Here is an 11,699-nt window from a genome sequence, read left to right as displayed (position 1 = left end):
TACGTGCGGTGGCGAAACCACCACCCGGAACCCCGACCGCGAACCCGCGCCCCGGAAGGAAGCAACCATGAAGGTCTCCGCCGGAAACAAGGTCGTGCTCATCGGTGCCGGGGACGTCGGCGTCGCCTACGCCTACGCGCTGGTCAACCAGGGCACCTGCGACCACCTGGCCATCATCGACATCGACGAGCGCAAAACCGAAGGCAACGTCATGGACCTCAACCACGGCGTCGTCTGGGCCCCCTCCCGAACCAAGGTCACCCGCGGCACCTACGCCGACTGCGAGGACGCCGCACTCGTGGTCATCTGCGCCGGCGCCGCCCAGAAGCCCGGCGAAACGCGCCTGCAGCTCGTGGACAAGAACATGCGCATCTTCAAGTCCATCGTCGGCGACATCATGGCCAGCGGCTTCGACGGCATCATCCTCGTCGCCACCAACCCCGTCGACATCCTCACCCACGCCACCTGGAAGTTCTCCGGCCTGCCCGCCCACCGCGTCATCGGCTCCGGCACCGTCCTGGACACCGCCCGCTTCCGCTACATGCTCGGCGAGTACTTCGAGGTCTCGCCCATGAGCGTCCACGCCTACATCGTCGGCGAGCACGGCGACTCCGAGCTGCCCGTCCTGTCGTCCGCCAACATCGCCGGCGTCGGCCTGCGCAGCCAGCTCGAGAAGAACCCCGAGCTCCACGACGAACTCGAGGCCATCTTCATCCGCACCCGCGACGCCGCCTACGAAATCATCGACGCCAAGGGCTCCACGTCCTACGGCATCGGCATGGGCCTGGCCCGCATCACCCGCGCGATCTTCCAGAACCAGGAAGTCGCCCTCCCCGTGTCGGCGCTGCTGCGCGGCGAGTACGGGCACGAGGACATGTACATCGGCACGCCCGCCATCGTGAACCGCAAGGGCGTCCGCCGCGTCGTCGAGCTCGAGCTGGACGAGTACGAGACCGAACAGTTCAACAAGTCGGTCGAGACCCTCCGCGCGATCCAGGACCCGTTCTGGAAGGACGGCGAGTTCGTCCACCCGTAAGGGGCGCTGCTTCTGTGCGGCCGGCGCGATGATCCGCGCGCCGGCCGCGCTTTGCTTTTTGGGACTTTTGGGACTTTTTGCGGCGCCGAAGCGGTGACGGGCCTCAGTGATCCGCGCCGGTCGAGGGGTGCAGTGGGATGGTGGCGACCGTGTCATGCAGCGCGCCGCCGGATCGGCCCTCGCCGAGCCTGGAGGAGACCAACTCGATCTCCGTCGCCGACCACGACGGGCCGGAGTAGACGCTGAGCGCGTGGACGACGTCGCGGAGGACGTCCGCGCCGTCATGGCGGGCCGGCCGCGCGAGATCGCGGCCGTGACCGCCGTCCCGCCCGTAGCCGCCGCTGCCATATCCGCCCTCGCGGGAACGGCCCCGCCGGCGATCGCCCGCCCATGCGCTGCGCCGGTGGGCACGGCGCCCGTCGCGGCGGCCTCCCTGTTCGCGGGCGCGGAGGCGGGCGACGGTCAGGTGCGCCCGGCGGCGCTCGCGGGCCGCGGACCCATCCGAGACGCCGGGGTCATCGGGGTCGGCGAAGGGATCATGGGCGCAGGCGGCCATCAGATCCCGCAGCGGCGCGACGTCGCCGCCCACGCCGATCCACAACGTGCGGCCGGAAAAGCTGCCGGCGCCGCGCAAATGCAGGTCGAGGGCGTCGGGAAGCTCCGTGGTCGCCGCAGCGGCGGCGATGTGCCCGGCCAGCTCATCGACGGAGCCGTCCGGCCTTTCGCCGTAGAACGCCACCGTCAGGTGCCATTGATCGGGGTCGGTCCACCTCAGCAGCGGACCGTGGTCGTCGCGGACGGGGCGCAGCGCCGTGACGAGGTGCTCCCGAACCTCCTCCGGCGGCCGAATCGAGGCGAACAATCTCATGCCGCCACCGTAGCCGCGGGTCCGCGCCGGGCCGCGCCGATCCGTTCCGATCGGTGTTGCCCAGGCCGAATGCCGGGTCATGTGGGGGTAGTCGAAATCACCGTGCGACGTGATCTGGGCCACGTCGGCGACGGCATTGTGTTCCGCGCCCGAACGTCGTCCCGTTGTGTCCGCGGCGACGACGTGTGAAATTTGCGGACGAGACAACGATCCCGGCCGATTCACGGTGCCCGCCGAAAACCAACCGTTCCCACCCGAAAGCCCGCCAAAGCCCACATCGTCCAACCGGGGGCGCGGCAAAAGCGGAGCATCCGGATTGGCGACCGGCCCGGCTCGGGCCGGAACCTGAGAGCGCTCTCATTGATTCGTCCGGGCTGGCGACGTTCGCAGGCTTGCCCTTGCGAAGCTTGCGAATAATTTGCAGGTCGTCATAATCGCTGGTCAGTCGAGTGTGGCGGGGCCATTCGAGTACCCCCGCCCCCGATCTTCGCATTTTTAACGGGACGGGCGCCGTCCATAGGATCGCTTCGTTGGGAAAAGGTACCCAAGGTTTCTTTAAGGTTCTCCCGAAAGGTCAGGACATGTCACACCCCACCACTTCGCCGGGCTCGAGCCCGACGGAGGCCGAGTTCATCGAGGTGCAGGCCTCGGAGGAATTCGACGACCTCCGCAGGACGTTCCGCGGGTTCGTCTTCCCGCTGTTCGTCGCCTTCATCGCCTGGTACGTCCTCTACATCGTCACCGCGACGTTCTTCCCGGACGCGATGGCGATCTCCGTCTTCGGCAACATCAACTTGGGCATGGTCCTGGGCCTGGCGCAGTTCGTCACCGCCGGCCTGATCACTTGGGCGTACGTGAAGTTCGCGGACACCCGCCTCGACCCGGCCTCCGAGCGCATCCGCGCCCGGATGGAGCACCGCGCCCCGATCACGGAAGAGGTCTAGACGATGAACACCGCATTTCTCGCGCAGGACGCCGTCGAAACCGGCAACCCGCTGCTGAACATCTCCATCTTCATCGCGTTCATCGTCGTCACGCTGACGGTCGTCGTCCGGGCGACCCGCCAGACCTCGCAGAAGGGCAGTGACTTCTACACCGGCGGCGCGTCCTTCAGCGGCACCCAGAACGGCCTGGCCATCGCCGGCGATTACCTGTCGGCCGCCGCGTTCCTGGGCGTCACGGGCGCCATCGCGGTGCAGGGCTACGACGGGTTCCTGTACTCAGTCGGCTTCCTCATCGCCCTGCTGGTGGCGCTGGTGCTCGTCGCCGAGCCGCTGCGCAACACGGGCCGTTTCACCATGGCCGACGTGCTGTCGTTCCGCCTGAACCAGAAGCCGGTGCGCACGGCCGCCGCCATTTCGACGCTGACCATTTCGCTGTTCTACCTGATCGCCCAGATGGCCGGCGCCGGTGGCCTGGTGGCGCTGCTGCTGGGCATCGACGGCGGCATGGCGCAGTACACGGTCGTCGCGGTCGTCGGCGCGCTGATGATCGTCTACGTCCTGGTCGGCGGCATGAAGGGCACGACCTACGTGCAGATGATCAAGGCCGTGCTTCTGGTCGGCGGGTCGATCATCATCGCGATCCTGACGTTCTGGGCGCTCAAGGGCGGCTTCAACAATCTCCTGGGCGCGGCGGTGGCCAATCACCCGTCGGGCGAGGCGATTCTGAAGCCCGGCCTGAAGTACGGCGGCGACGTCCTGACGAAGCTGGACTTCGTGTCGCTGGGCCTGGCGCTGGTGTTCGGCACCGCGGGCCTGCCGCACGTGCTGATGCGCTTCTACACCGTCCCGACCGCCCGCGAGGCGCGCCGTTCGGTCACCTGGACCATCGGCATCGTGGCGCTGTTCTTCCTGCTCACGGTCATCATGGGCTACGGCGCCGCGGCGCTGGTCGGCCCGGAGCAGATCCTGGCGGCGCCGGGCGGCGTGAACTCCGCGGTGCTGCTGCTGGCGGCGGAGGTCGGCGGCACGATCTTCATGGCCATCATCTCGGCCATCGCCTTCGCCACGATCCTCGCGGTCGTCGCCGGCCTGGCCATCACCGCCTCGGCGTCGGTGGCGCACGACATCTACAACAACGTCATGCGCAACGGCGAGGCGACGGAGGAGGAGCAGGTCCGCGTGTCCCGGGCGACGGTGGTGGTCATCGGCATCCTGGCCATCATCCTGGGCATCGGCGCGCTGGGCCAGAACATCGCGTTCCTGGTCGCGCTGGCGTTCGGCATCGCGGCGGCGGCGAACCTGCCGACGATCATCTACTCGCTGTACTGGCGCCGCTTCAACACCACGGGCGCGCTGTTCTCGATCTACGGCGGCCTGCTGACGTCGATCGTGCTGATCATCTTCTCCCCGGCGGTGTCGGGCCAGGAGACGTCGCTGATCGCCGGCGCGGACTTCGCGTTGTTCCCGCTGGAGAACCCGTCGCTCGTCGCGATCCCGGCCGGTTTCCTGCTGGGCATCGTCGGCACGCTGGTGGGCAAGCCGGACAACTTCCCGGGCAAGCGCGCCGAGATGGAGGTCCGCTCCATGACCGGCATCGGCGCCGAGGCGGCCGTTTCGCACTAGGCAGTTTCGCACGGTCCCGACCGTTTCCCGCCGGCTCCCGCATCATCGCGGGCGGCCGGCGGGTTTGGCGTTTCTCGGCGGCTTTGCGACGTCCCCCGCGCCGCGGTTTCCGTCGTAAAGCGGGGGCCCGGTGGCGGGAAGGTGAATTCTCGGTGAAACCTTGCGTGAAATGGCTTTTGGGGTGTCGCTTTCGCGCCGGCGCGGCCATGATTGGGGCATACCGATCGCCCGACGAATCCCCGCGTCCGCCGATCGGCCGTCGGTGTTGGGGGTCCGGCGACCCCTGCGGCGGTGGCGGAGGCGGGGTGAGGAGAACCCGATACACATGCAGCATGACGTCCGTCCCCTGATCGAGCAGCTCGATGACCTCCTCGGGCAGCTCGACCGCGTCAACGCCGACGCGGCGGACATGCTGTCGGGCGTGCATCCGGACCACCGCGCCGGCGCCGAGAATCTGCTGCAGTACGCGCACCTGCGGACCATCGACATCCGCGAACTGCAGAACGGCCTGCACGACCTGGGCGTCACCAGCCTGACCACCGCGGAGTCCAGCGTTTACGGGCGCCTGGTCATCGCGCGCACCGTGCTGCGGGCGCTCGTGGGCGACGAGGTCGACACCGACGTGAGCAAGTACATCGAGCTCGACGACGCCGCGGACCTCGCGCTCGACGCGAACTCGGACCGGCTCTTCGGCCTGGAACGCGAGGGCGTTCCGGCGCGCATCATGGTGACGCTGCCGTCCGAGGCCGCCGACGACGCCGAGCTGGTCCTCGGTTTCGCCCGGGCGGGCATGGACGTCGCCCGCATCAACTGCGCCCACGACGGGCCGGCCGCGTGGCGGAAGATGATCGCCAACGTCAAGGCTGCGGCGGAGCAGGTCGGCCGGGACATCAAGCTGTCCATGGATCTGGCGGGTCCGAAGATCCGCACCGGCGCCGTGGCGGATGGCCCGAGGGTCGGCCGCGCGCGGACGACGCGGGACGACGCCGGCACGGTGCTGACCACCGCGAAGCTGTGGCTGACGCCGCGCGTGGTGGACCTCGGCGGCCCCGGCGGACCGGATCGCCGGGACGAATCCCGCGACGGCGCGGTCGCCGCAGTGCCCGCCCCGGTGCCGCAGGGACTGCCCGGCCGCCCGCCGCTGCCGCTGACCGTCGATGCCGGCTGGCTGGAGAACCTGCAGGTGGGCAGCGAAATCACGCTGCACGACAACCGCTCGGCCAAGCGCCGCTTCACCGTCACCCACGTCGAAGACGGCGGCGTGCTCGCCGAGGGCGACCGCAACGCCTACATCGCCGACGGCACCCTGCTGCGCCACGACTACGAGAAGACCCGCGCCACCGGCGTGCCCCCGGTCGCGCGGCGGCTGCGGTTCGAGGTCGGCGACGAGATGATCATCACCACCGAAACCGTCGAGTCCGTGCCCGTCGAATGCGGCGGGGACGTGCCGCGGCTGTCGTGCACCCTGCCCGAGGCCGTCGCCGCGCTCGAGGTCGGGCAGCCCGTGCTTTTCGACGACGGCTCGATCGCCGCGGAGGTCGTCTCCGTCGAAGAGGTGGCCGGCACCGAGGGCGCGGGCGACGGTGGGGACGCGGGCGTCGCCAAGCACCACGAAGCCCGACTGAAGGTGGTCCGGGCCAAGCCCGGCGGCCAGAACCTGGCCGGCCACAAGGGCATCAACCTGCCCACGACCGACCTGCCCGTGCCCGCGCTGACCGAGGAAGATGCCGAGCACCTGCGCTTCATCGCGGAGCACGGGGACGTGGCGGCCGTGAGCTTCATCCGCACGCCCGACGACGTGGCTCACGTGCTCGGCGAGCTGGAGAAGATCGCCGCGGAGCACGAGGCCGCCGGCGACGACGAACTGGCCGAGCGCACCCGCAACCTGGGCATCGTGCTGAAGATCGAGACCATCCCGGCGTTCCGCAACCTGCCGGAAATCGTCGTCGCCGGCATGCGCCACGCGAACATGGGCATCATGATCGCCCGCGGCGACCTGGCCGTCGAACTCGGCTTCCCGCGCATGGGCGAGGTCCCCGGCCAGATCCTCGCGCTGGCGCAGGCCGCCCGCGTGCCCACCGTCCTGGGCACCCAGGTGCTCGAGTCGCTGGCCAAGTCCGGCCTGCCCTCCCGCGCGGAGATCACCGACGCCGCGTTCGCGCTGCGCGCCGAGTGCGTCATGCTGAACAAGGGCCCGCACATCACCGACGCCATCGGCGTCCTGGACCACCTGGCCAAGAAGCTGGGCCGCTCGCAGCGCAAGAACCGCATCATGCTGCGCCGCATCCGGTCCTGGGACGGTGAAGCCCGATGATCGGGCCGCAGCACGCGCCGGGCGCGGGAGGTCCGGGTCCGCAGGGGCCGCAGGGGATCCGCGGCGACGGCGAATGGGCCGGGGATTGGGCCGTGCCGCCGTCGCCGCCCCCGCCGCCGGCGTTCGGCCGCGGCCCCGTGACCGGCGGCGTGCACGATCTGCCGGGCGGCCACGGCGAGGGCCCGCGACCCATCAGCGGTGAAATCCACCCGCGGGGCCCGGTGCCGGGCCCGGTTCCGGCGCCGATCCCGATGAGCGGATTCGCCGTGTTCCAGCTCCCGCCGCCGCCCGACCCGCGCGAGGTCGTGTGCCGCCGTGCCGTGGCCGGCCGTCGGTGGGCGATCGTCACCGCGGCGTTCTTCGGGCTCGGAGCGTTCGCGACGTGGGGCAGCTTCCAGTCGCCCGGCGGCAGCCCGTTGCTGTCGTTTCTCCTCGGGCCGCTGGCGGTGATGCTGTACTTCTTCGCCGTGGTGTCCAGCGCGGTGCTGGGCGCCTACGTCATTTCGACCCTGCGCGCCCTCGCCGACCGAGCCCGCCGGTGGCAGCCGCCGCTGGCCCGCAGCCACAGGACCATCGGCGCCATGCACCTGTGGCCGGGGCGCAACGTCGCCGGGCCCGTCGTCATCCTGGCGGAGACCGGCGTGCGCGGCATCGGCCAGTGGGCGTGGTTCGCCACTTGCGCCCTGTGGCCGCTGGCGCTGGTGTCGGTCGTGTGGAGCGACTCGGCGCTCGGTGTGTTCCGCACCGGCGTGCTGGCCACCATCGCGGCGGTGGCGACGGCGGTGACCGCGGCGTCGCTGGCCCGGGCGCTGTCGCCGCCGGACCCGCGCCGCATGGTGCCGGGTGCGGAGGCCACCGTCGACGACATCGACGACCCCGATGGGACCGAGCAGCCGTTCTGGTCCCGCGGCCTGATCACGACACGTCGCCCGAACGCACCGAAAACCGTCGTCCCGCCCATCGACGACTCGATCACGTCCCTGTACGAGGAGAAATCCTGATGGAGATCATCGCCCACCGCGGAGCCTCCGGCGCCCACCCCGAGCACACCATCGGCGCCTACGAAGCCGCGGTCGCCGAGGGCGCCGACGGCGTCGAGTGCGACATCCGCCTGACGGCCGACGGCCACCTGATCTGCATGCACGACCGCACGCTGGGCCGCACCACCGACGGCTCCGGCGCGGTCGGTGCGGCGACGCTGGCGCAGATCCGCCGCCTCAACGCCGGCACCTGGGAGAAGCCCCAGCCGGTGCTGGAGTTCGACACCTTCCTCGAGTTCGCCGTCGCCAACCCCGGCCTGGGCCTTTTCATCGAGACCAAGCACCCCGTGTCCACGGGGCTTCGCACCGAGCGGGTGCTGCGCGAGCGGCTGCGCCACTTCGGGCTGGACAAGGACCCGCGGACGCGGATCATCAGCTTCGCCGCCCGCTCCATCAACGCCGTCGGCGAGATGCTGCCCGACCTCGAGCGCATCCAGCTGGTCAAGACCCCCGGCGCCCGCACCGCCATGCAGCGCTACCTCGGCGGCCCCACCGCGATGGGCGTGGACATGTACGGCGCCCGCCGCGACCCGATGGGCATGATGTCCTGGAACCTGCCGCTGTACTGCTGGCTGGCCAAGACCGACGTCGACGTCACCTACGCCAAAGCCCGCGGCATCGACTGGCTGGCCACCGACTGGCCCGCCCGCGCCCGCCGCACGCTGGAGGCCATGCCGCAGGTCGGACATTTCGACGCCGCCGCCACCGCCGCCATGGCGGCCGGGATGAACGAGCGCGATGCCCGCGAGGCCCGCGCCGGGCGCTCCCACCTCGCCGCCGACGCGATCGCCGCCCAGGATGCCGCGACCGCGGAGGCGCAGGGGACCCCGCTGGGCGGGTTGCCGCTGGGACAGCGCGACACCGGGCTGCGGCCCGAAGACGCCGTCGGCTTCGACCGCGAATCCCTGCGGCCGGAGGACGTGACGAGGGCCGTCGCAAAGCCCGGGACGCCGACCGCCAACTGACCCGGACCCCGGCGCCGCGACCGAACTCCGGGTGCGGGCGGCCCGGCGGACACCGGCCGGGCGACGCCACCGCGGGCACCGCGGCCAGTATGTTGGTGGCCGTGGGAAAAAAGTCTCGTAAGAACCGTGCCGCAGCCGACGTGAACGTGCCCGAGGGGATGAGCCGCCGCCAGGCCAAGCTCGCCGCCCGCGCCGCCGAACGCGAACGCCTCGCCGGCAACCCCCGGCCCTTCGCCGGGCTCGACGCCGAAGCCGACCTCGTCGCCCTGCGCGAATTCGCCCCCTCGGCCACCGTGCCCGCCGAAGTCGCCGGCGCCAAGCGCCCGATCCACCTGTGCACCGTCCTGCCCGGCGGCATCGCCGCACTGACCCGCGCGACCTCCGAGGGCGGCGCCGCCTACGTGGCCATGCAGACCCAGTCGCGCTCCAACGACGCCGCCTCCGACCTCGCGCGCGCCCTCGAATGGGCCCGCAACGCCGACGACGGCGAGCAGCTGGACAACGCCGTCGACGGAACCGACGGCGGATCGCTCGCCGACGTCCTGACCGGCGTCAAGCTCGACGAGCTGGAGGTCCACCAGGACTTCGAATGGTGGATCCCCGCCGACGTCGAGCGCACCCCGCTGGTGCAGCAGAACCTGGCGGCCGCCAACGACACGATCATGCCGTCGCGCCGCCTCGACCTCGACGTGCCCGGCGCCGTCTGGTGGATCGACCCGGGCGAGCGCGCCCACATCCGCTGGATCCGCCTCGAGGACGAGCGCACGCTTCTGGACGCCCTCGCCCGCGTCCACGCCGCCGACCGCCTGAGCATGGGCGAGGGCACCAAGTTCGCCGGCGTGTTCCGCACCGACGGCGTCCTCGTGCCGGTGTGGGACCTGGACAACACCGTCGCCCACGACTCGTGGGGCGAGGTCATCGCCGACGCCGCGGCGCGAATCGACGCGGCGCTGAAGTCCGATGAGCCGCTGACCGCCGACGAGCGGAAGTCCCGCGACACCATCGTGTCCCGCCAGGTGACCATCCGGTAGGTGGACTGACCATCCGGTAGATGGACGCGGCGCGGTGGTGCCGGCCCCCTCCGCCAGATGCGCCAGTTCCGTGCAGATGCTCCCGTTGCAACGGGCGCATCTGCCTGGAACTGGCGCATCTGCGTGGTTGGACCCCGCCGGCTACTTCAGCCCGTCGAAGAACGCCGGCGCCGCGGATTCGTCCCACAGCAGGACGTTGCCCGAGCCGTCGGTGTCCATGGTCCCGGCGGTGGGCACGGTCTCGGACTCGGAGCCCATGGACATGCGCACCATCAGCCACGCGAGGTGCCACACGTGGTCGCCGGAATCGACGGTCAGCGCCTTCGCGCCGGTCGAGCCCAGGCGGTACCAGCGCCAGGGGTTGAGCCAGACGGCGGGGGACTTGACGCGCTTCATCATCGCGCCCATGAATTCGCGCTGGCGGGCGACGCGGTCGAGGTCGCCCATGGCGGTGGCGCGGGTGCGGACGTACCCCAGGCCGGTGGCGCCGTCGAATTTCTGGCAGCCCGCCTGGATGTCCAGGCCGGCCAGCGGGTCCTGGATCGCCTCGGCGGGGCACATTTCGATGCCGCCCATCGCGTCGACGATGGACGCGAAGCCGCCGAAGCCGATCTCCATGTAGTGGTCGATGCGGATGCCGGTGTTCTGCTCGACGGTTTGGGCGAGCAGCGGGGCGCCGCCGAAGGAGTAGGCGGCGTTGATCTTGTCCTGGCCGTGGCCGGGGATGCTGACGTAGGAGTCGCGGGGGATGGACACCAGCCGCGCCTTCCCGAACAGGGGGAAGTGGGCGATCATGATGGTGTCGGTGCGTTGCCCGAAGTCGCCGGCGCCGGTGGACAGGTTGGCGGCTTCCTCGTCGGTGAGGCCGGCGCGGGAGTCGGAGCCGACGAGCAGCCAGTTGGTGGCCATCGATCGGCCGGGGCGGTCGGTGCCGGAGGCGAAGGCGTCGACGCGGTTGAGGTTGAAGTCGACCCACATCGCGCCGCCGCCGATGACCAGCAGCAGCACCAGCAGGAACGCCTTGATGCGGAAGCGGGGGAGCCTGCGGGGGCCGCGGTCGCGGCGGCCCCGGCGGAGCTTGTCGGCGAAGGGCAGTGCTTTGCGACGCCCGCCGTCCCGCCCATCGTCGTAGTCGCCCGGAGCGCCGTCGGCGTATCCGCGGTCGGGGTCATAGCCGCGCGGCGGGAAGCGGGGGTCGTCTTGGCCGCGGTAAAGAGGACGGTCGGAGGCACGGCGGTCCCCGCGGCGGTCGGAGGCGCGACGGTCGGCGCGGACCTCGTCGGGCCGTTGGAACACGCGGGTTTCGTTGGCGCGGGGGCGAGCTCCGGCCGCGCCGGCTCCACGGGCGGCCGCGCCGGCCGCGCCCGCCGCGCCCGCTCCCGCGGCTCCGGCAGCTCCTGCGGCACCCGCCGCTCCTGCGCCGGGGCGGCGCGGCCGCTGCCCGCGATCGGCGCCCGAACGATCGGCGCGTCCACGATCCGCGCCCGAACGATCCGCACCGGGGCGGGCGCCGCGCTCGCGCAGCCGCCGCAGCTTCTCCATGTCGGCGCGGGTCAGCCGCCCCTCGTCGGAACGGCCGCGGCGACCACGCTCATCGGCCTCGCGGGAAACGCGGCGATCCTGCGCCGGACGCGACGGGCGCTCCTGCCGGGATGCGCGGCTGGGGCGGGGCGAGCGGGCGTCGTCAAGCGAAGCTGAACCCGCGGACCCGCGCCGCGGCGCCTCGCGGCGGGGCTGCGCCGACCGCCGGTAAATCGGCCGGCCGTACCTGTCGCGCAGGGGCTTGCCGTCGCGGCCGCGGACGATCTCGCGGTCATCGCGGGGCTGGTCGCTTCCGTTCATGGCTAAAGACAATAGGGCAGGCCGGGGATCGGCGTT

The 11,699-nt window shown here is 71.3% G+C and carries 9 protein-coding genes; 7 read left to right on the top strand and 2 right to left on the bottom strand.

Annotation, left to right across the window (positions count from 1 at the left end):
- The first annotated feature begins 67 nt into the window (after positions 1 to 67).
- Positions 68 to 1,036 (top strand): L-lactate dehydrogenase, encoded by a 969-nt coding sequence (locus tag CHAN_RS13330; RefSeq protein ID WP_048739537.1) that lies wholly within the window; start codon positions 68 to 70, stop codon positions 1,034 to 1,036.
- 103 nt (positions 1,037 to 1,139) lie between these two features.
- Here the strand turns inward: CHAN_RS13330 and thpR are convergent, their stop codons facing one another.
- A complete protein-coding gene (gene thpR, locus CHAN_RS13325) occupies positions 1,140 to 1,904 on the bottom strand; it encodes an RNA 2',3'-cyclic phosphodiesterase (RefSeq protein ID WP_290290506.1) in 765 nt (254 codons plus the stop codon).
- A 581-nt stretch (positions 1,905 to 2,485) separates the two neighbouring features.
- Here thpR and CHAN_RS13320 point away from each other — a divergent pair.
- The 6 genes from CHAN_RS13320 to CHAN_RS13295 all read left to right on the top strand — a co-directional run bounded on the left by CHAN_RS13320 (position 2,486) and on the right by CHAN_RS13295 (position 9,821).
- Complete coding sequence (locus CHAN_RS13320) at positions 2,486 to 2,848, top strand: DUF485 domain-containing protein (RefSeq protein ID WP_290290505.1); 363 nt, start codon at positions 2,486 to 2,488, stop codon at positions 2,846 to 2,848.
- A 3-nt stretch (positions 2,849 to 2,851) separates the two neighbouring features.
- The gene (locus tag CHAN_RS13315) at positions 2,852 to 4,471 is read left to right on the top strand and encodes a monocarboxylic acid transporter (protein WP_290290503.1); all 1,620 of its coding nucleotides are present in this window, start codon (positions 2,852 to 2,854) and stop codon (positions 4,469 to 4,471) included.
- Positions 4,472 to 4,796: 325 nt separating this feature from the next.
- Positions 4,797 to 6,785, top strand: a complete 1,989-nt coding sequence (locus tag CHAN_RS13310) for a pyruvate kinase (RefSeq protein WP_290290501.1) — start codon at positions 4,797 to 4,799, stop codon at positions 6,783 to 6,785.
- Positions 6,782 to 7,786: a hypothetical protein gene (locus CHAN_RS13305; RefSeq protein WP_290290499.1), complete on the top strand. Its 1,005-nt coding sequence runs from the start codon at positions 6,782 to 6,784 to the stop codon at positions 7,784 to 7,786. The genes CHAN_RS13310 and CHAN_RS13305 overlap by 4 nt, the downstream gene beginning before the upstream one ends.
- Positions 7,786 to 8,790 (top strand): glycerophosphodiester phosphodiesterase, encoded by a 1,005-nt coding sequence (locus tag CHAN_RS13300; RefSeq protein ID WP_290290498.1) that lies wholly within the window; start codon positions 7,786 to 7,788, stop codon positions 8,788 to 8,790. Before CHAN_RS13305 ends, CHAN_RS13300 begins: the two co-directional genes overlap by 1 nt.
- 101 nt (positions 8,791 to 8,891) lie before the next feature.
- Positions 8,892 to 9,821 (top strand): DUF5926 family protein, encoded by a 930-nt coding sequence (locus CHAN_RS13295; protein ID WP_290290496.1) that lies wholly within the window; start codon positions 8,892 to 8,894, stop codon positions 9,819 to 9,821.
- A 141-nt stretch (positions 9,822 to 9,962) separates the two neighbouring features.
- Here the strand turns inward: CHAN_RS13295 and CHAN_RS13290 are convergent, their stop codons facing one another.
- Positions 9,963 to 11,663 (bottom strand): LCP family protein, encoded by a 1,701-nt coding sequence (locus tag CHAN_RS13290; RefSeq protein ID WP_290290494.1) that lies wholly within the window; start codon positions 11,661 to 11,663, stop codon positions 9,963 to 9,965.
- Between the last annotated feature and the right edge of the window lie 36 nt (positions 11,664 to 11,699).

The organism is Corynebacterium hansenii (assembly GCF_030408795.1).
Taxonomy (GTDB): domain Bacteria; phylum Actinomycetota; class Actinomycetes; order Mycobacteriales; family Mycobacteriaceae; genus Corynebacterium; species Corynebacterium hansenii.
Note: the sequence above shows the minus strand (reverse complement) of the source record. Positions and strands in the feature narration are given on the sequence as shown.

Coding starts and splice junctions, on each gene's coding strand:
- CHAN_RS13330 (WP_048739537.1), top strand. CDS start 68: ATGAAGGTCTCCGCCGGAAACAAGGTCGTGCTCATCGGTGCCGGGGAC.
- thpR (WP_290290506.1), bottom strand. CDS start 1,904: ATGAGATTGTTCGCCTCGATTCGGCCGCCGGAGGAGGTTCGGGAGCAC.
- CHAN_RS13320 (WP_290290505.1), top strand. CDS start 2,486: ATGTCACACCCCACCACTTCGCCGGGCTCGAGCCCGACGGAGGCCGAG.
- CHAN_RS13315 (WP_290290503.1), top strand. CDS start 2,852: ATGAACACCGCATTTCTCGCGCAGGACGCCGTCGAAACCGGCAACCCG.
- CHAN_RS13310 (WP_290290501.1), top strand. CDS start 4,797: ATGCAGCATGACGTCCGTCCCCTGATCGAGCAGCTCGATGACCTCCTC.
- CHAN_RS13305 (WP_290290499.1), top strand. CDS start 6,782: ATGATCGGGCCGCAGCACGCGCCGGGCGCGGGAGGTCCGGGTCCGCAG.
- CHAN_RS13300 (WP_290290498.1), top strand. CDS start 7,786: ATGGAGATCATCGCCCACCGCGGAGCCTCCGGCGCCCACCCCGAGCAC.
- CHAN_RS13290 (WP_290290494.1), bottom strand. CDS start 11,663: ATGAACGGAAGCGACCAGCCCCGCGATGACCGCGAGATCGTCCGCGGC.